14 protein-coding genes are annotated in these 19,807 nt (G+C 34.0%); 7 read left to right on the top strand and 7 right to left on the bottom strand.

The window, feature by feature from the left end:
- Positions 1-89 precede the first annotated feature (89 nt).
- Positions 90-2,183, bottom strand: coding sequence for a phosphate acetyltransferase (pta, locus tag NLM59_RS06810; RefSeq protein ID WP_304417012.1), 2,094 nt, complete (start codon positions 2,181-2,183; stop codon positions 90-92).
- Positions 2,184-2,441: 258 nt separating this feature from the next.
- On the opposite strand from pta, the gene NLM59_RS06815 reads away from it, so the two are divergent.
- Positions 2,442-4,655, top strand: coding sequence for a S9 family peptidase (locus NLM59_RS06815; protein ID WP_304417013.1), 2,214 nt, complete (start codon positions 2,442-2,444; stop codon positions 4,653-4,655).
- Between the two features lie 5 nt (positions 4,656-4,660).
- On the opposite strand, the gene NLM59_RS06820 is transcribed toward NLM59_RS06815, so the two are convergent.
- Positions 4,661-5,761, bottom strand: coding sequence for an acyltransferase family protein (locus tag NLM59_RS06820; RefSeq protein WP_304417014.1), 1,101 nt, complete (start codon positions 5,759-5,761; stop codon positions 4,661-4,663).
- A gap of 119 nt (positions 5,762-5,880) precedes the next feature.
- On the opposite strand from NLM59_RS06820, the gene ggt reads away from it, so the two are divergent.
- Complete coding sequence (gene ggt, locus NLM59_RS06825) at positions 5,881-7,578, top strand: gamma-glutamyltransferase (RefSeq protein WP_304417015.1); 1,698 nt, start codon at positions 5,881-5,883, stop codon at positions 7,576-7,578.
- 215 nt (positions 7,579-7,793) lie between these two features.
- On the opposite strand, the gene NLM59_RS06830 is transcribed toward ggt, so the two are convergent.
- The gene (locus NLM59_RS06830) at positions 7,794-9,074 is read right to left on the bottom strand and encodes a DEAD/DEAH box helicase (RefSeq protein ID WP_304417016.1); all 1,281 of its coding nucleotides are present in this window, start codon (positions 9,072-9,074) and stop codon (positions 7,794-7,796) included.
- 387 nt (positions 9,075-9,461) lie between these two features.
- On the opposite strand from NLM59_RS06830, the gene hpt reads away from it, so the two are divergent.
- The 4 genes from hpt (at position 9,462) to trxA (ending at position 11,902) form a co-directional block, all read left to right on the top strand.
- Positions 9,462-10,010 (top strand): hypoxanthine phosphoribosyltransferase, encoded by a 549-nt coding sequence (gene hpt / locus NLM59_RS06835; protein ID WP_304417017.1) that lies wholly within the window; start codon positions 9,462-9,464, stop codon positions 10,008-10,010.
- 65 nt (positions 10,011-10,075) lie between these two features.
- The gene (locus NLM59_RS06840) at positions 10,076-10,651 is read left to right on the top strand and encodes an adenylate kinase (RefSeq protein WP_304417018.1); all 576 of its coding nucleotides are present in this window, start codon (positions 10,076-10,078) and stop codon (positions 10,649-10,651) included.
- Positions 10,652-10,832: 181 nt separating this feature from the next.
- Entirely contained in the window at positions 10,833-11,462 is a 630-nt protein-coding gene (gene rsmG / locus NLM59_RS06845; RefSeq protein ID WP_304417167.1) for a 16S rRNA (guanine(527)-N(7))-methyltransferase RsmG, read from the top strand.
- A gap of 74 nt (positions 11,463-11,536) precedes the next feature.
- Positions 11,537-11,902, top strand: a complete 366-nt coding sequence (trxA, locus tag NLM59_RS06850; protein ID WP_304417019.1) for a thioredoxin — start codon at positions 11,537-11,539, stop codon at positions 11,900-11,902.
- A 101-nt stretch (positions 11,903-12,003) separates the two neighbouring features.
- On the opposite strand, the gene gcvP is transcribed toward trxA, so the two are convergent.
- The gene (gene gcvP / locus NLM59_RS06855; RefSeq protein WP_304417168.1) at positions 12,004-14,871 is read right to left on the bottom strand and encodes an aminomethyl-transferring glycine dehydrogenase; all 2,868 of its coding nucleotides are present in this window, start codon (positions 14,869-14,871) and stop codon (positions 12,004-12,006) included.
- A gap of 63 nt (positions 14,872-14,934) precedes the next feature.
- On the opposite strand from gcvP, the gene NLM59_RS06860 reads away from it, so the two are divergent.
- Positions 14,935-15,717 carry a UbiA prenyltransferase family protein gene (locus tag NLM59_RS06860; RefSeq protein WP_304417020.1) on the top strand — a complete coding sequence of 261 codons (783 nt, stop codon included), beginning with the start codon at positions 14,935-14,937 and terminating at the stop codon, positions 15,715-15,717.
- 73 nt (positions 15,718-15,790) lie between these two features.
- On the opposite strand, the gene NLM59_RS06865 is transcribed toward NLM59_RS06860, so the two are convergent.
- The 3 genes from NLM59_RS06865 to NLM59_RS06875 are packed head-to-tail and all read right to left on the bottom strand — an operon-like array spanning position 15,791 to position 19,779.
- Entirely contained in the window at positions 15,791-17,128 is a 1,338-nt protein-coding gene (locus tag NLM59_RS06865; protein WP_304417021.1) for a peptidylprolyl isomerase, read from the bottom strand.
- Entirely contained in the window at positions 17,109-17,930 is an 822-nt protein-coding gene (locus tag NLM59_RS06870) for a peptidylprolyl isomerase (RefSeq protein WP_304417022.1), read from the bottom strand. The genes NLM59_RS06865 and NLM59_RS06870 overlap by 20 nt, the downstream gene beginning before the upstream one ends.
- A 7-nt stretch (positions 17,931-17,937) precedes the next feature.
- Positions 17,938-19,779: a peptidylprolyl isomerase gene (locus NLM59_RS06875; protein WP_304417023.1), complete on the bottom strand. Its 1,842-nt coding sequence runs from the start codon at positions 19,777-19,779 to the stop codon at positions 17,938-17,940.
- Between the last annotated feature and the right edge of the window lie 28 nt (positions 19,780-19,807).

Below are 19,807 nucleotides of genomic sequence, written 5' to 3' on the forward strand. Positions count from 1 at the left end.
TAAAATTGATTTTACTTCAATTTTCTATTATTCAAAGTGCCCATAAAATCGAGAGCTCTGAACTAAGAATTGAGAACACATCTTAAACCTTACTTTTCTTGTGCTTGAATGGCCGTTAAAACCACTGTGTTGAAAATATCTTCCACAGTACAACCACGACTCAAATCATTTACAGGTTTATTCAATCCTAACAACATTGGGCCAATGGCCAACGCACCTGTTTCTCTCTGAACTGCTTTATAGGTATTATTTCCTGTATTTAAATCTGGGAAAATTAAAACCGAAGCACGTCCAGCAACTTCTGAATTTGGCATTTTACTTTTACCTACGCTTGCATCAACGGCTGCATCATATTGAATCGGTCCTTCAATTTTTAAATCAGGTCTTAACTCTTTAACGATTTGTGTTGCTTCTCTAACTTTATCTACATCAGCACCTTTTCCAGAACTTCCAGACGAGTAAGAAAGCATAGCAACACGAGGTTCAATGCCAAAGGCTGCACTGCTGTCTGCCGCTGAAATAGCAATTTCGGCCAATTCTTTAGCATTTGGATTTGGATTAATCGCACAGTCTCCAAATACCGAAACTCTATCGTCTAAGCACATAAAGAAAACTGAAGAAACTATAGAACTTCCAGGTTTGGTTTTAATGAATTGTAATGCCGGTCTAATCGTGTGCTGTGTTGTATGAGCAGCACCCGAAACCATACCGTCAGCATCTCCTTTGTAAATCATCATGGTCGCAAAATAGGCAGAGTCATTCATCATATCTTTTGCCATATCCATGTTTACATTTTTATGTTTTCTCAACTCATAAAGCGTTTCTACATACTCGTTGAATCGATCAAATGTTTGTGGATTGATGATGCTAATCTTGCTATAATCAATGTTTAAACCTAAACTAGATATTTGCTCTTTAATTTTCTTTTCTTCACCTAATAAAACTATATCTACTACGTCCATTTTGCTCAAGCGAACCGCTGCGGTTAAGATTCTATCATCTTCACTTTCAGGGAGAACAATTCGTTTTCTTTGAGTTTTAGCACGTTGCATTAAATCATACTGGAACATGTGTGGTGTCATAACATTGCTTTGGAATTCAGCAATGTTTTTCAAGAATTTCTCAGCTGGAACATACTCGTCAAAAGTTGAAATTGAAGAAATAATTTTCGAAATGTTTTCAGCGTTAATATTAGACTGAATATCACCAATTTTGTTGGTTACCTCAAAAGTTCCTTCCTTAACTGCGATGATTGGTACAACATCTGTCAAACCATCGATAAGCTTAACAATAGAACGATCGGGAAGTAAGCCTCCTGTCAAAATCATCCCCGAGATGTTAGGGTAGTTTTTAGAAATGTGAGCTTGTAGAGTTCCCATTATGATGTCTGCGCGATCTCCAGGTGTAATAACCAAGCTGTTTTCCTTGATGTGACCTAAAAAGTTGCGCAGTTGCATCGCGCCTACAGCAAAACTACCAGATTGGTTGCCTAGTTTTTCTTTACCAATTATAACTCTACCTTTTAAATGATCTTTAATTTCTTTTAAACTCGGATTATTTAAATTTTCAATTAAGGGAATCGTGAAAATTTCCACCTTTTCAGGTAAGAATTTTTTCATTTCCTTTTGAACTGACTTTAAGTTTTTAGGTTGAATCTTATTAGCAGCAAGAGCAATTACATCTACGTCATCACGCTTAAATGTCTCATAGGCCATTTGTAAACTTCTGATGAATTCTTGCATAGTTTTACCCATTCCGCTACTTACAATAATCGCAGGAATTCCTAGGTTTTTAGCGATATTTACGTTCCAGTCGAATTCGAAAACACTTCCCTCACCAGAGAAATCACTTCCTTCAACTAAAACAAAATCAAACTTTTGTTCTAGCTTTTTATATTTTTCAATAATTATTTCTAGAGACGCACCAATTCGACCAAGATTTCTATTTTGAATAATCTCGGCTCTGGTGAGTCCATAGGTTTCTTCATAAGGAATATCAATCTGAAAATGTTTTAATATAGTTTCAATGTGATTGTCTTTGTCGTTAATATCACCACTGTCAATTACAGGTCTGAAGTATCCCACTTTTGCAGTTTTTCCCACCAAAGTGTTCATTAAACCTAAGCTAATCATAGACTTTCCTGAATGCGACTCTAGGGTTGCGATATATATTCCTTTGTTCATTTTTTTGATTTAAAACGTAAAGTTAAAACTTATAAAACTTAGATTCAGTAGAAATTGAATGATTTATGTTATCCATTTATAAAACATAATATTACCTTTTAATGATACTTTCGAATTTAAAATCATGTTGATTTATAGAAGTTTAATGCTGAATTTTATTTAATTAATCCTAGAGTGAATTTTAATTTTTAAAATTATGCTTTATGATAAACTAAAATTTATTTAATAGTATTGTTAACATAACTTAGAACAAATCATATGACACAACATAATATAATTGGCGATTGGAGTGGTACGCTTGAAGTAGAAGGACAAAAGCTTGCTTTAACTTTTCATTTTTCCGAAGAAAATGGCGTATTAACAGCCACCATGGACAGTCCAGAGCAAGGTGTAGTCGGAATTCCTTTAGATAAAATAGTGCTAGAAGAGGATGAGCTTAGTTTATCCTTAGCTCAAGCAGGTTTAAATTATATTGGAAAAATCAACGGAAATACCATTGAAGGAACTTTTAAACAAGGTCCCATGGAATTGCCTTTAACTTTGACTTTTGGTGAAGCTGAAAAGCCTGGTGATGTTTCTCTTCCGAGTTCTGATGTTGAGTTAAAAGCTTTAGCTGAGAAAGAACAAGGTGATTATAAATATTCAGTTAAGGATTATTTTGCCAAACCCAATTCTTCTCAGTTCAAACTTTCTCCGAAAGGAACGTATATGAGTTATCGTCAAAAAGATGAAAAACTTAAAAATCATGTCTTCGTTAAAAACATTGCATCAGGTAAAACGCAACGTATTATTGAAGAAGGAGAGGAGCTGATTAGAGGTTATGGTTGGGCCAATGATAATCGTCTGATTTATGTAATGGACAAAGGCGGAAACGAGGATTATCATTTGTTTGCAGTAGATGTTTCTGGAGAAAATCAAAAGGAATTGACTCCTTATGATGGCGTTAAGGTCGAGATTTTAGCTTTCTTAAAGGAAGATGAAGACCATATGATTATTTCTATGAATAAAAATAATCCTCAAGTTTTTGATCCCTATAAAATTAATATTAATTCAGGGGAAATCGATCAGCTGTATGAAAACACGGATTTAGAAAACCCCATTATGGGCTATGAATTCGATAAAGACGGAAATTTAAGAGGATTCTCTAGATTAAAAGATGGAATTAATTCTGAGTTATTTTATAAGATTGATAATGAGTTTAAATTAATTAAAACAACCCAATGGGACGATACTTTCGGAATTATTAATTTCGATTATGCCTCAGAGAATCCAGACGAAGCTTATGTGATTTCCAACTTAGAATCAGATAAAACCGAGATTCTAAAATATGATTTAAAACAAGGGAAAGTCCTTGAAAAATTATTTTCTCATCCTGAATACGACGTAGCTGGAGCGAGTTTATCTAGAAATAGAAATTGGGAATTAGATTACTTTTCTTACGAAGGCGAGAAGTACAACATTATCCCAGTAAGTGATTATTACAAGAAATTACACGACCGAATTAATTCTGAATTTGGTGATTATGACTATCATATCACAGGAAAGACAGACGATGAAAGTCAATATTTACTTTATATCACTAGCGATAAATTGTATGGTAAATATTACTCCTACGATGTTCAAGAAGATGAGATCAAGCTGTTATTTGACTTAATGCCGCAGTTAAATGAAGACGATATGGCAGAAATGCGTCCGATTTCATTTATGAGTAGAGATGGTATTAAAATTCATGGCTATATCACGCTACCTAAAGAGGCGATTGATGGTAATAAAGTTCCTGTGATTGTAAATCCACATGGTGGACCACAAGGGATAAGGGATTCTTGGGGATTCAATCCAGAAGCGCAATTGTTTGCGAGTAGAGGATATGCGACTTTGCATGTTAACTTCAGAATTAGTGGGGGATATGGAAAAGAATTCTTTAGAAGTGGTTTCAAGCAAATCGGTCGAAAGGCGATGGATGATGTAGAAGATGGTTTACAATATGTAATTGAGCAAGGATGGGTTGACGCTAAAAAAGTCGCGATTTATGGTGGAAGTCATGGTGGTTATGCAGTCTTAAGAGGTTTAACCAAAACCCCAGATTTATATGCTTGTGGAGTTGATTATGTGGGTGTTTCTAATTTATTCACCTTTATGCAAACTATACCAGCTTATTGGGCTCCTTATTTATCGATTTTAAAAGCGATTTGGTATGATCAATCGATTCCAGAAGAGAAAGAAATCATGAACGAAGTTTCTCCAGTTTTTCATATCGATAAAATCAAGAAGCCATTGTTTGTAGTACAGGGAGCAAATGATCCACGAGTGAATATAGACGAAAGTGATCAGATCGTGAGAGGTTTGAGAGAAAACGGAATCGATGTGCCTTATATGGTGAAATATGATGAAGGACATGGTTTTGGAAAAGAAGAAAACAGAATGGATTTATATAAAGCAATGATGGGCTTCTTTGCAGAGAATTTAAAATAATTGCATTAAGAAGCTAATTGTTTGTTTTTAATTACATTCACTTTGCCCACAATATACTTACCAAATGCGAATTTATTAGCTACATATGCAATGCAAATTGGGCCTATAAGGCTTATGATAAAGTATGGGATTACACTAATTATTCCTAACTCTAAATTTAAGTAGCTCATAATGCCTCTAAAAATTGCAATACATAAAAGGTGTAATAAATAAATAGGAAATGAATAATTATTAATTAGAACTAGAGCTCTTGGAAGTTTTTTAATTTGAATTGCAAGTAAATATAAACAACCAATCATTCCTGTTGTAAAAAACAACATTCCTACGCTTTTTGAGGTTCCAGGCATTAATTTCAGGTAAATTAGAATTGTTGTTACAATAGCGATTAATATTGTAGAAGAAATTATTAGAAATTTATATTTAGATAAAATATTTAAAAATTCATTCATATACATACCACTATAGTACGCTATTGAAAAATAGGAAATCCAGCCTACAAAAGGAATAATGAATTCTCTTTGCCAAAAATTATCAAACCATTGGTTATCAATAGGGTTATTGGTGAAATTAAAAATAGCTAAATAGGCGACATTTATCAATAAAGAAAAAATAATAATTTTTAGAGGATTACTGTTTTTCAAGAATCTATTAAAAAAGAATATTAGTAAATAAAATTGGAAAATTATTAAAATAAAGTATCCATGATATCCACCTAAAAGATATGAGTATATGTTACTAATTATTTCATAAACTGGTGTTTTTGCATTTAGCCCAATCAAAATAGGGTAAATTATAGCCATCGATATGTATGGAATGAAAATTAGCTTGAACCTTCGACTTAAAAAATCTTTAGGTAACCCGTTTGGATAGGAGTAGGTAATCAACAATATGGATATGAATATGAAAGTTGGAGTTCCAAAGGTGAAAAGTGTAGTTATAGCCGATATAAATTTATTATATAACTCTGGTATTTGTGGAATTGTTTTTTGAGCTGAACGTATGGAATGGTAAAATACAATGCTAATACAAGCTAAGCTTCGTAATAATACAATTTCATTCAAGTGCTTTCTAACATTCGATCGTTTTGAAGTTTGGTTCTTGCTCATGATTTTTGAATAATTTGCAAACTTACTGAAAACTAAAAACTTTCTGAAATACAAAACACACTGGGCTACTTTAACTTAAACCGAAATTTGTATTTTTAAGGCTTAAATAACATTGATCTATGAGAATTTCATTTTTGATTTTATTCATTTTCTCCTTTTTGGCTTGTAAACAAGAAGTTAAATCAACGAATGCTTCTTCGGAGGTTACGGTTGACGAGAAAAAAGCGATGGTAGTTTCAGCGCGAAAAGAGGCATCTGATATTGGAATAGAAATCATGAAAAAAGGTGGAAATGCCTTTGATGCTATGGTGGCTACCGATATGGCATTAGCCGTGTGTTTTCCATTTGCAGGGAATGTTGGTGGTGGTGGATTTATGGTGTATAGATTAAACACCGGTGAAGTTGGTAGTTTAGATTATCGTGAAAAAGCGCCTAAAGCGGCCACTGAAAAAATGTATCAAGACGAGAATGGTGAACTGATTCCAGGTTTAAGTACAGAGGGAGCTTTGGCTGTCGGGATTCCAGGAACTGTAGCTGGAATGTATGAAGCGCATAAAGAATTCGGAAATTTACGTTGGGGTGATGTAGTGCAACCTGCTATTGATTTAGCTTTGAATGGTTTTGTCGTGACAGAAAAACAAGCCGGAATGTTGAATGCTTCTCAGGCTTTATTTACTCAAGTTAACAAAGAAAAAATCTTATTTGATAAAGTTTGGAAAGCTGGAGATACAATTAGGCAACCACAATTAGCAGAAACCTTAAAAGCTATCCAAATGACCAATGGTAGAGATTTCTATGAAGGAGATATTGCTCAAAGAATGGTGGATTTCATTCAAGATAATTGCGGAATCATTACGATGGAGGACATGAAGGCGTATAAACCGGTGTGGAGAAAGCCAATCGATTTCACATTTAAAGATTTTAAAGTTTATACAATGGGACCTCCAAGTAGTGGTGGAATTGTTTTAGGGCAAATTTTGAAAACTTTAGAGCATTATCCCATCGACAGTATGGAGCACAACAGCACGGAATATGTTCAATTAATCACAGAAATCGAACGTAGAGCTTACGCAGATAGAGCGCATCATCTAGGTGATCCAGATTATGTAAAAGTTCCAATTGCTCAAATGATGGACAAGGAATACTTGATGGAGAGAATGAAGCTTTATTTTCCAACTAAAGCAACTTCTTCTGCAGATATTACCCACGGAAACATAACTTGGTCTGAAAGTGATGAGACGACGCATTACTCAATTGTGGATGCCGAAGGAAATGCTATTGCGGTTACAACTACTATTAATGGTGCCTATGGCAGTAAACTATATAGCAACGATCTTGGGTTTTTCTTTAATAATGAAATGGATGATTTTAGTGCAAAACCAGGCTTTCCGAATATGTTTGGATTAGTTGGAGGTGAAGCAAATAAAATTGAACCAGAGAAGCGTATGCTAAGTTCAATGACGCCAACCATCGTAACAAAAGGTGATGAATTATATTTAGTTTTAGGAACGCCAGGAGGATCAACGATTATTACAACTGTGTTACAAACCATTTTAAATAAAACCATTTTTGATATGCCGATTGAGGAAGCGGTTGCTGCTCCTAGATTCCATCATCAGTGGTTGCCAGACGAGATCATGATGGAGCCAAATGGGTTTTCAGAAGAGACCATTACAGAATTAAAAAAGATGGGTTACATTATCGCTGAAAGAAATAATGTGATTTTAGGTAAAATGGACGCTATCTATAGAAAAGCCAATGGTGGATTAGAAGGTGGAGCCGATCCAAGAGGAGATGACTCTGTTTCGAGTTATTAATCCGACTTTAATATAATTTAAAAGCTGTGATACTTTATTTAGTATCACAGCTTTGTTGTTTTAATTCTATTCTAATTACAGTCTTGAATTTAGAATTTTGGAGTTTCAGTTTTAATCACAAAAAAACGGTTTAATTTAAATCAATTCTTATCGAATCTCATCAAACTAAACCGTTTAGATTATCTTTAATTTCTCTTTATAAGAGAGTCATTAATTTATGATTGTTTATCCATAAAGGTAAATGCTTTACCTTTTTTACCAGCTCTACCGGTTCTACCGATACGGTGGATATAAGTTTCGTAATCTTGTGGTACTTCGTAGTTAATTACGTGCGTAACATCAGAAATATCTAATCCACGTGCTGCAACGTCTGTCGCAACTAGAATTTGAGTTTTACCTCTTTTGAAATCATTCAAAGCATGTTTTCTGTAATTCTGTGATTTATCACCGTGAATTTCATCTACTTTAAATCTAGATTTCTTCAATTGCTCTGTTAATCCAGCCACACGTCGTTTGGTCTCAGCAAAAACTAACACTTTATCGAAATCCTCTTCTTGTAACATTTTCAACAATACATCAAACTTGTCTTTGTGATTAGCAAATACAACATCTTGATCAATATGCTCAGCGGTTTTGGTTCCGTCTGTAATCTGAATTTTAACTGGATCAGTTAAGATAGCATCAATTAAGCCATGTTGTTTTTTGTCTAAAGTTGCAGAGAATAATAAAGTTTGATCTCTAGCTTCCATTTGATTCGTTACAAAGTTTACATCTTGACTGAATCCCATATCTAGCATACGGTCAAACTCATCTAAGATTAAAACTGAGAAATGCTCAAAGTTTAATGCTTTTCTTTTATTAAGATCGACTAATCTACCTGGAGTTCCGATCACAAAGTGGAAAGGTTTCTGTAATTTTCTTACATCTCTATCAACACTTGTACCTCCAATAAAGCAAGCAGCATATAATTGTAATCCTTTAGCTAATAATCTAAACTCGTTTTCAACTTGTTCTGCTAATTCTCTAGTAGGAACCATAACTAATGCAGAAAAATCATCTTCTGATTGTAGCATAGCGTTCACTAATGGAATTAAAAATGCTCCAGTTTTACCCGTACCTGTATTAGCAATACCTAATACATCGCGTAATTCTGTAATAGCTTCAAACGTTTTATCTTGAATTTCAGTTGGATTTTCCCAACCTAATCTTTGGATGTTCTTAGCTAAATCTTCGTGTAAAGGAAACTCACTATAAGTTCTTGGTGCATCATATTTCACTTCTTTCAAAGCTACTCCTGTGTGCATAAAGCTTTCTGGTGGTAAGTTAAGTCTTTTGAATTTGCGACCTCTTGAGCCTCCGCCCCCTGGTCCTCTACGACGACCTCCGCTTGGTCTTCCGCTTGATCTGTTTGAATTTTTGGCTCCGAAATTTTTTGAAAAACTTGGACGCCCACTTCTTGTGGAAGAATCTCTTCTTCCGTTGTCTCTTTGACTCATAATTTATTTTTTTGTAATTGGCAGAAAGTTGCCACGAAGTTCATTTCTAACTTCTCATCACAAAATTTAAATCATGGAGATAAAAAAACTGCAAACTGCTTCTTTCTGTAAAACGGGTGCAAACATACGACAAAGAAAATAGAAACAAGCATATAATTAGAAATAATTGAATAAAACATCTTTAAATTGGCTAAACTTTATGATTTTTTTGTTAATTCATGCTTTAAAAAATTAATTTTCAACTTATTTTTGTGCCTGTATTAAAATAATTAATACAAGAATTTTCTTTGATGCGAATGCGTCGCAAAGATTTTTTGAATACTTAAGGCTGGAGAATTAAAATATATTTAATAAAAAGCCGTATTTTTCACACCTAAATTTAAAAACATGGACGAAATCAAAATCCACGGGGATACTTTTATACCTTATATTACTTTCGAAGAGTTGGAGCATGGCATCAAAATGATGGCCAACACCATTCACCAAGAATACAAAGGTGAAATCCCAATCTTTGTCGGAGTTTTGAACGGCGTCGTGATGTTTATGAGCGATTTCCTTAAACAATATAAAGGTGATTGCGAAATCTCATTTCTTCAAATGAAATCTTACGAAGGCAAAGAATCTACTGGTAAAGTTCGTCAGTTAATGGAGATCCCAATGGATATTACAAATCGCCATGTGGTGATTATGGAGGATATAGTAGATACGGGTAATACCTTGGAAGCTTTATACAATACTATTTCCAAAAAACCTGTAAAGAGTCTTAAAGTTGCTACCTTATTATATAAGCCCGATGCCTACAAAAAAGATTTAAACATAGATTATATTGCTATGTCTATTCCAGATAAATTTGTGGTGGGTTATGGTTTAGATTATGATGGATTAGGAAGGAATTTGCCTGATATTTATCAGATTAAAGGAGATTCAGACTTATAAATCATACATAAATAAAAGTTTCTGCGTATTTTGAGCGCTTGAAATTTTCTCACAATTAATTTTACATGAAAAATATAGTTCTATTCGGACCTCCAGGTAGTGGTAAAGGTACGCAGGCTCAAAACTTAGTTGATAAATATGATTGGGTTCAATTGTCTACGGGCGATATGTTCAGATTCAACATCAAAAATGAAACTGAATTAGGTCAATTGGCAAAAACCTACATGGACAAAGGACACTTGGTGCCAGACGAGGTTACAACCCAAATGTTGAAAGAAGAAGTTATCAAAAACAAAGATGCTAAAGGACTTATTTTTGATGGTTACCCACGAACAACTGCTCAAGCTGAAGCATTGGATGGTTTATTAAAAGAGGTTTTGGGTAGAGAAGTAGATATTTGTTTGTCTTTAATGGTAGAAGATGAATTATTGGTAGAGCGTATTCTAGAACGAGGTAAAACTAGTGGTAGAGTAGATGATGCCAGCGAAGAGATCATTAGAAACCGAATTAAAGAGTATTATAAAAAAACAGACGAGGTTTCTCAACATTATCGTTCACAAGAAAAATGGATAGAAATAGATGGTGTTGGTGAGATTGAAGAAATCACAAATAGATTAGTAGAAGAAATCGAAAAGCTTTAAGGCTTTTTATACTTAAAAATATAAATGCATTATCAATTTTGATAGTGCATTTTTTTTATACTTAATATTCTCAATTGGATTTAAGACTTCTTAGAATTTTCAATTTAAAAGCTTGCAGTCAATTATATTTAAATAAAACATAAGAAAGCAGTAGTTTTGTGTTTTCAAATTAATGCGAATGATGAACACTGATTTAATTTTAAAGTATTTTCCAGATCTGGAACCAATTCAGCAAAAGCAGTTTGCGATGTTAGAGGAATTATATATGGACTGGAATGAACAGATCAATGTAATTTCGCGAAAAGATATTAATGAACTTTATTTACGTCATGTTCTTCATTCATTGGCGATTGCTAAGGTTCAGAAGTTTTTGCCTGGGCAACAAGTATTAGACGTTGGAACCGGAGGAGGATTTCCAGGAATTCCTTTAGCTATTATGTTCCCAGATACAGATTTTCATTTGGTAGATTCTATCGGAAAGAAAATTGGAGTGGTGCAAGATATTGCCATGGAAATGGATTTAGAAAATGTAGTTGCAGAACAAGTTCGAGCAGAGAAGTTAAAATCAAAATATCATTTTATTGTAAGCCGCGCTGTGACACAAATGCCGCAATTTGTTGCTTGGGTGCGACAAAAAGTCCATAAACAACCGCTTAAAAATCAAACTTTACCCAATGGAATCCTTTATTTAAAGGGTGGTGACCTGACTGAAGAATTGGCAGACTTTCCTCAGCATGTTGAGTATCCTATCTCGAAATTCTTTGAAGAGGACTTCTTTGAGACCAAAAAAGTGATTTATTTGCCATTATAAGCCATCTTTGTAACCTAGGTTTCCTTGTTGGAATATTGGCAAGACTATTGCCCTAAATGCTTCAAAATTAAATTATGGCAGAATTATTAAATAAAGAAAGTTTCAAAGAGAAAGTTTTCAACTTTGAAACGAATAAAGAATGGAAGTTCGAAGGTAATAGACCAGCAATCTTAGATTTTTATGCAGATTGGTGTGGACCATGTAAAACATTAGCTCCAATTTTTGAAGAGTTGAGCAAAGAATACGAAGGTAAAATTGATTTTTATAAAGTTGACACCGAAAAAGAACAAGAATTAGCTGCTATGTTCGGAATCAGAAGTATTCCTACCATTATGTTTATGAATACAGACGGAAAAGAGCCGCAGGTTGTTCAAGGTGCTTTACCTAAACCTCAATTAAAAGAGGTAATCGAGCAAGTTTTTGAAGTTAAAGGAGAATAAATTAATTCATCATATATCAAGCTTTAATGTTTGATATCGAAATAAAAAAGCGAGTATTTCTAAATGAAATACTCGCTTTTGTTTTTAACTAATATGCTTAATTATACATACTCTTCCAATGGAGGACAAGTACACATTAAGTTTCTATCTCCATAAGCATCGTCAACACGTCCAACGCTTGCCCAGAATTTATTAGATCTTACCCAATCAAGAGGGAAAGCAGCTTTTTGTCTAGAATATGGTTTATCCCATTCATCAGCTGTTAATAATTCTTGGGTATGTGGTGAGTTAACCAATACGTTATTATCCACTGGATAATCGCCACTAGCTACTTCGTCGATTTCTTTCTTAATAGAAATCATCGCATCGATAAATCTATCTAATTCGCCTTTAGACTCACTTTCTGTAGGTTCTACCATCAATGTTCCAGCCACAGGGAAAGATACAGTAGGAGCGTGGAAACCATAGTCCATGAGACGTTTAGCGATATCAGTAACCTCGATTCCAGCCTTTTTAAATGGACGACAATCTAAAATCATTTCGTGCGCTACTCTTCCTTTATCATTTTGGAATAAAATAGGGTAGTGCTCTTGTAATTTAGTTTTAAGATAATTCGCGTTTAAGATCGCTGATTGTGTACTTAAAGTTAAACCTTTGTTTCCTAATAAGCGGATGTAACCATAAGAAATTGAGTGAATTAAAGCCGATCCAAATGGAGCTGCCGAAATCGCATCTAAAGCTTTTTCACCACCAGTTTCTACTAATGGATTAGTTGGTAAGAATGGTTTTAAGTGCTCAGCAACACAAATAGGACCTACACCAGGGCCACCACCTCCGTGTGGAATCGCGAATGTTTTATGTAAGTTTAAGTGACAAACATCTGCTCCAATATAGAATGGATTGGTTAATCCAACTTGAGCATTCATGTTTGCACCATCCATATAAACTTGTCCGCCATGCTCGTGAATTAAAGCTGTAACTTCTTTGATGTTTTGATCGAACATACCGTAAGTAGAAGGATATGTTACCATTAAAGCAGCTAACTCGTTGCTGTGTTTTTCAACTTTAGCTTTTAAGTCATCCATGTCAAACTCACCGTTCTCGGTGTTTTTAACAACAACCACTTTCATTCCAGCTAATACAGCAGATGCAGGGTTGGTTCCGTGTGCCGACTCAGGAATCACAACAACATTTCTTTGAGTTTCGCCTTTATCGATTAAATAACCACGAATAGTCATTAATCCAGCATACTCACCTTGTGCTCCAGAGTTCGGTTGTAATGATGTAGCTGCAAAACCTGTGATTTCAGATAAATAATCTTCTAAATTCTTGATCATTTGTCTGTAACCATTTGTTTGCGTTTGTGGTGCAAATGGATGCACACCACCAAATTCAATCCAGCTCAATGGAAGTAATTCAACGGCAGCATTCAATTTCATGGTACAACTTCCTAAAGGAATCATTGAGTGATTTAAAGCTAAATCTTTTCTTTCTAACTTCTTGATATAGCGCATTAACTCAGTCTCTGTGTGATATGAGTTAAATACTTCATGCGTTAAGTAATCAGAAGTTCTCTGTACTGAGCTAGGAATTCTAACTTCGCTATTAGTGTGAGTTACAGTTTGTGCTTCAACCCCTTTATACTTAGAGAAAACTTGAATTAAATCATTAAATCCTTCGTTGGTAGCAGCATCTAAATCGTCTAATGCAATGCTAACTTGCTTAGGATCGTGGAAGTTCAAGTTGATTTCGTGAAGCTCTGCAATTTCTTTTAATCGTTCAACTTCAAGACCTTCTGTAGAAATACTAAGTGTATCGAAGAAGTGCTTGTTGTTTAAGGTATATCCTAGATCTTTTAATGTTTTTTCTAATAAAGAAGCTTTTAGGTGAATAGAATCAGCAATAAACTTCAATCCTTTTGGACCATGGTAAGTAGCATACATACCAGCCATAACAGCTAATAAAACTTGAGCTGTACAAATATTAGAAGTTGCTCTTTCTCTCTTAATATGTTGCTCACGAGTTTGAAGTGCCATTCTCAGTGCCATGTTACCATGTGTATCTTGAGAAACTCCAATAATTCTACCTGGAATCTGTCTCTTGAAATCCTCTGTACAAGCTAAATAAGCAGCATGTGGTCCACCGAATCCCATTGGGATACCGAATCTTTGTGTACTACCAATTGCAGCATCAGCACCAAATTCTCCTGGAGCTTTAAGAAGGGTTAAAGCTAAAATATCTGCAGCAACAGCTACTTTTGAACCTGCATAGTGTGCAGCCTCACAGAAGTCTGAGTAATCATAGACTTCTCCGTATTTAGCTGGGTATTGTAAAATCGCACCAAAAGTTTTGTCTGTAAAACTAAACTCTCTGTGATCTCCTATAATTAATTCAACGCCTAAACCATCAGCTTTAGTTTTTAAAACTGCTAAAGTTTGTGGGAAAATTTCCTCTGAAACAAAAAACTGATTAGCACCTGATTTTTTCTGGTCACGTGATCTTGACTCCAAGAACATGTGCATAGCTTCTGCAGCTGCTGTAGCTTCGTCTAAAAGAGAAGCGTTAGCAATTGGCAAAGCAGTTAGGTCAGAAACCATGGTTTGGAAGTTAAGTAATGCTTCTAATCTACCTTGTGCAATCTCAGCTTGGTAGGGAGTATAAGCCGTGTACCAACCTGGACTTTCTAAAATGTTTCTTTGAATTACTGGTGGTAGAATGGTGTTGTAATATCCTAAACCAATATAAGACTTAAACGTTTTGTTTTTAAGGCCAAGACGTTTCATATGTCTTTCTAGCTCCAATTCGCTAAAGGGCTCTGGTAGGTTTAAATCTTTATCTACGATAATAGAATCCGGTAAAGTTTCCTGCATTAACTGCTCAAGGCTTTCAACCCCTAAGTCATTAAGCATCTGTTTTTTGTCGTCCCCATGAACTCCAATGTGGCGAAGTGAAAAATCGTTGGTATTCATTAATTGCATTTATTAAATGTTGAAGAGCTAAAATTACGTAATTTTACACTCAAATAATACCTTTTGCGAAAATTGCTACCTAATATTTATCATGCAATTATCTCTTCTCAGGCATGGGTAGCCTTTTGTTTTGCGCTGCTTTGCAAGTATATACAGCTAATCAACGCTTGGGATTGTGATGTGTTAATCTTTCTTGCCTTTTTTGCGACACTCTTTGCTTATAATTTATCTCATTGGGTAACGGATAAGGAAAATTGGAGAATGCTGATTATGGTTTTTTCTGGTTTATTTAGTTTGGTCTTGGGCTTAATTTATCTTAAAATCCAAATTGTTTTAATCTTATCAGTTTTGGCTTTTATTAGCATTTATTATTCTTATGCTTTTAACAAAAAAAGGCTTCGTAATCTGCCCAACATTAAGATGATTTCAATCGCCTTGGTGTGGTCTATTACGGCTATATTACCGGCTTTTAATGACTTGGGCATTGTTGGTTTTAATCTATTAAATTTGGTTTTAAGCTTATTTTTCTTTGTGGTTGCCATTACTATTCCGTTTGATATTAGAGATTTAGAAGAGGACGATGAAAGCATTAAAACACTGCCACAACAATTCGGTGTAAGTGGAAGTATTAAGATAGGAGTGATGTGTATTGGACTTAGCTTTATTTTATTCTTAAATTATTTCTCTTTTAAAATAAATCAGTTTCACATTCCATTTTTAGTTACTTTATTTATAGCCTTAATTTTTCTACTAAATTCTTCTAAAACCAAGAATAAATGGTTCACGACTTTTTGGATAGAGGGCTTAAGTGCTTTGAGTTTTATTCTATTTTGGATTTTCAATTAAGGTTAAATTTAAATCATAAAAAAAATCCCAACATCGATGGATATTGGGATTTTAAGTTTTCTAAGTGTTGAAATTACTTTTTCAACCAGTTAAATTCAAATTCACAATGTTGATAATCGTCGTGAATCTTAATAAAAGTATCGGCTAATTGACTATCTATCCAATCAAATAACTTCTCTTGTTGTTTTTGTTGAACCGCCATATTCTGAACTCGCGTATAATCAGTTTCTAAAGAGATTTTGTGAGCTGGAACTACTAAATCTAATTTTAATAACTCTAAAGCTTTTCTGTTTTCAAATTCTGTTTCAAAAGGATTCGCAATACTTCCGCTTTCTAAACCAGCAATAGCATAAACTTGTTTCATAGGTAGTTTACTACGCTCAAAACGATTTTCGCCTGATTGTGGGTTAGTTAATTTACCTCCGTTGTATCTTGTGTACTTATCTTCAGAATACTTTAAAGCAGCTTCTTTAAAGGTCATTTTACCTTCGATAATTTGAGTTTTAATTGAATCCATCAAATTATGAGCAACTCTCATTTCCTCGTCGGTTGGTTTAGGTACAATTAAAATATGACGAACATCAATTGCTTGTCCTAATCTTTTATCTAATTGAATTAAGTGGAATCCAAATTTAGATTCAACAGGTTCTGAAATTTCACCTTCTTCTAAGTTAAATGCTACGGCGTCAAATTCTGGAACAAAGGTACCACGTCTTATATTCTGGTATAATCCACCATTGTTGCTAGACCCTGGGTCTTCTGAATATAAAATTGCTTTGGTACTAAAACTTGCACCTTCCTGAATTTCTTTTTTAATACCATTTAACTGGTCAATGATTTCTTGTTTGTGTTCCGGTGTAATCACTGGATACATTACAATATGAGATAATTCTACCTCCTCGTTAATTTTTGGTAACTCGTCTTTGTATAGGTTAAAGAAGTTTTTAACGTCTTCTGGTGAAGCATCTGTATTATCTTCAATCAATTCTCTTTTAGACTGAATAAGTTGGTTTTCTCTTACGATAATTTCTAACTCATTCTGAAGTTCTGCCATGGTTCTAACACCATATACTGATAAAATTTCTTCTTCTGAACCTCTGCTTTTGAAATCCTCTAAAATTGAAAGAGCTCTTGCTTTGGTTCTTTCACTCGAAACAGACACCAACGTATCTTGTTTTGCGTGCGTTAAAACCATTTTTTGAACCAAGATATTACTCACAAAGGAACATTGATCTGGTACTTCTGCACCTTGTTGTTTTGCCAACATATAATCTCGTTGAATATCAGACTCCAAAACAACCTCATCTCCAATAACTGCAGCTACGCCATCGATCTTCTTATCTTGGGCAAAACCTAGTATAGGTAATAGGATGAATAGACTATATATAATATTATTTTTTCTTAATTTCATGATTTTCTAATGCTTTTTCGTACAACTTGTGCTTTTTTTCAGACAGCAAATTTAACTTTCTTTTGTTAAGTACCACACTTTTGATGGTGGGTTTTATAAAGGTATAGGGTGCGGCATTGCCTTTTTTGCCGATTTCATCTATTTGTATGATAAATGATTTATTATTATCCGTGGATGTAAAGATTTGATTTTCATCCATCAAGTTCTGTTTTCTGATCTTTTCTGGTAAGATATCAGTAGCTAATAACTTGTCTAGCTCAACCCAATTATTTTCCGTGAAGTCATAATAATAGTTATTGGTCTTAAGTCTTAGTTCTAAATCCTCTAAATCTCCATTGCGAAGCAATCTTTTGAATTTGTTAGCCGAATCCTGTGGAACCTCTAAAAGGCGATAGGAGATAATGTTTTCCTTTAAAACAAAAGTATCAGGAAACTGTTCGTAATAATCCATTAATTCTTTTTCAGTAACCTCGTCGGAAAAACCAAGCATAAACTTATCTTCAATAATACTCTCGGTTAAATCCTCTCTATAAGAAGCTACTTGGGCTTCGATACGATTAATTTCTTCTTCAGTTAAAATATCATCTACCTCAGACATTAAAATCTTGTCTTTTACCCATTTCTCAATATGTTGATTGACAAATTGAAGGCTATCATCTTCGGATAAGCCTTTGGGAATAACAGCTTGAATATCGCTTCTAGTTAGGATATTGTCTTTGTATTTGGCTACCCAATTTTTGGGGTTGTCTTGTTGACAAGATAAAGTGAATAATAAAGTAAATATAAAAATGAATTTCCTCATGCTTAATCTATAACGTTGAAGGTAGGCTGATAGTTGCGTTCTTCTTCAAGTTTTTCAGGGTTTCTTCGTAATAATATGATTTATAAGCTTCTTTTAATTGTCTAGAAGCTTCTTCAATGGTTTTTGGACGACTTTCTAATTTAGATATTAACCTTACAATAGATGGTCCGTTTCTATAAGTCAAGGATTGGATTTTCTTTTTTGGATTAAAGTTTTTAGGTGTATCTGCACCGTCTATGGCAAAATTACCACGTGTTAAAACTACTGCTAAAGCGCCTTTGTCATCCTTTTTGCCTTCGAAATACTTTAAAATTTCTTCACTAGATTTTTTCCTTTTCAGCATCTTAGTTAAAACCTTGGCGTCCTCAGGGTTTTTGTATCTATAAATTTCTAATGCATATCGTGTAGGCCAAGTATAATCTTCAATATGATCATTTAAATACTTCTGAAGACCGATACTATCGTGTACTGCTTTATCATAAATTTCGTACTCAATCAAATGATTTACTTTGATAGCTTGTTTTAATAAATCTGAAGCCTCCGCGAAATCAGATTCGTACTTTTCTAAATGTGTTATATAATTATTTAGCTTAAACTGAGTTTTATATTTAGGTAAACTATAAGCTAAAAATTCATCGAAGTTGGTGTCCTTACCTAAGAATTGTTTAGACAATTTGATTTCTCTTAATAAATCTTGTTGGCTAAAACTCATTTCATCAGTTGACCAAATCTTCTTATTATTTTTAAACTCGATTTCTTTGTCCTTAGAGAAAAAATCTTTACCTAAAGCTTGGATTACCTCACTCTGCGCTGATGGGTCTTCTATAACTTCAACAACATTATTTGCATGATTTTCCACATATTGAACGTAGTCCATAGAGTAGCTAGATTGTGGAATGTTATTCTCAATCCAGTCTGTCCAATTGTCTTTATTATCAAATTTTTCTTGCTTATAAAACTTAATAATGTAGTAACCATCTTTGGCTTCGAATGGCTCTGTGATCGCACCTTCTTCTAAATTCTTAATTTCATTTAAAAATTCTGTAGGAATATCTACATCCCATCTAGGCTTGTTGATATAACCCGTGTTAGCCTTGCTGATATTGTATTTACTAACAACATCTTCCCATTTTGCATCATTTTTTAATTCTTCAGATGCTTGTTGAAGTTTAGTTTTATCTGGGTTAAAAATAAAATCCAAACCAATAATTCCTGTGGATGGCCTTTCTTCTAAAACTTTAACAAAGAAAAATCCATTTTCTGAATTTTGTATATCAGAACAAGCTCCAACGGGTGTTTTGTAAACCACTCTTTCAATCTCTGCTGAAGATTTCATAGGTCTTAACCAAACCTTGTTTTCAGGCAGAGTTTTTCTAAATTCAATAACACGTTGAGTGGCGGGTTGATTTTTACAAACTTGTTGAAACAAATCTTTAGCTAATAGAGAACGTTCTTTTTTAGCTTCAAGATCAAAAGGATTTGCAACTCCTAAAGCGAAAATTTCTACTTTACGATCGGTTTGTAAATTGGTCCAAATTTCATTTACTAACTTGTTTTTAACCTCCTCATTATACAAATACTTATCACGCTCAGGTTGTATAGATTGAGTATAAATTCTAGCAAAAGCTGCCGTAGTATCTACTTTAGTTTTTTCGGCTTCTTGTTGAAGGAGTTTAAAATTAATATAGGTATCAACAGCCTTATCAATACCTTCCATTTCTATGTTATTATGGTAGGCAGTTTTGAATTCTTTTGTAGATATAGAGTCTTCATTTACAATAATAAACGAATCTTGACCTAAACTAAATATAGAAGTTAATAGCAGACTGCTAAAGAGATAAGATTTCATAGAATTTGGGTGTGTTTAGCAAAAGTAT

The sequence above is a fragment of the Profundicola chukchiensis genome, from assembly GCF_029664245.1.
GTDB classification, from domain to species: Bacteria; Bacteroidota; Bacteroidia; order Flavobacteriales; family Weeksellaceae; genus Profundicola; species Profundicola chukchiensis.

What these genes read in the sequence shown, in the direction of transcription:
- pta (WP_304417012.1), bottom strand. Translation starts at nt 2,183, where the DNA reads ATGAACAAAGGAATATATATCGCAACCCTAGAGTCGCATTCAGGAAAG.
- NLM59_RS06815 (WP_304417013.1), top strand. Translation starts at nt 2,442, where the DNA reads ATGACACAACATAATATAATTGGCGATTGGAGTGGTACGCTTGAAGTA.
- NLM59_RS06820 (WP_304417014.1), bottom strand. Translation starts at nt 5,761, where the DNA reads ATGAGCAAGAACCAAACTTCAAAACGATCGAATGTTAGAAAGCACTTG.
- ggt (WP_304417015.1), top strand. Translation starts at nt 5,881, where the DNA reads ATGAGAATTTCATTTTTGATTTTATTCATTTTCTCCTTTTTGGCTTGT.
- NLM59_RS06830 (WP_304417016.1), bottom strand. Translation starts at nt 9,074, where the DNA reads ATGAGTCAAAGAGACAACGGAAGAAGAGATTCTTCCACAAGAAGTGGG.
- hpt (WP_304417017.1), top strand. Translation starts at nt 9,462, where the DNA reads ATGGACGAAATCAAAATCCACGGGGATACTTTTATACCTTATATTACT.
- NLM59_RS06840 (WP_304417018.1), top strand. Translation starts at nt 10,076, where the DNA reads ATGAAAAATATAGTTCTATTCGGACCTCCAGGTAGTGGTAAAGGTACG.
- rsmG (WP_304417167.1), top strand. Translation starts at nt 10,833, where the DNA reads ATGAACACTGATTTAATTTTAAAGTATTTTCCAGATCTGGAACCAATT.
- trxA (WP_304417019.1), top strand. Translation starts at nt 11,537, where the DNA reads ATGGCAGAATTATTAAATAAAGAAAGTTTCAAAGAGAAAGTTTTCAAC.
- gcvP (WP_304417168.1), bottom strand. Translation starts at nt 14,871, where the DNA reads ATGAATACCAACGATTTTTCACTTCGCCACATTGGAGTTCATGGGGAC.
- NLM59_RS06865 (WP_304417021.1), bottom strand. Translation starts at nt 17,128, where the DNA reads ATGAAATTAAGAAAAAATAATATTATATATAGTCTATTCATCCTATTA.
- NLM59_RS06870 (WP_304417022.1), bottom strand. Translation starts at nt 17,930, where the DNA reads ATGAGGAAATTCATTTTTATATTTACTTTATTATTCACTTTATCTTGT.
- NLM59_RS06875 (WP_304417023.1), bottom strand. Translation starts at nt 19,779, where the DNA reads ATGAAATCTTATCTCTTTAGCAGTCTGCTATTAACTTCTATATTTAGT.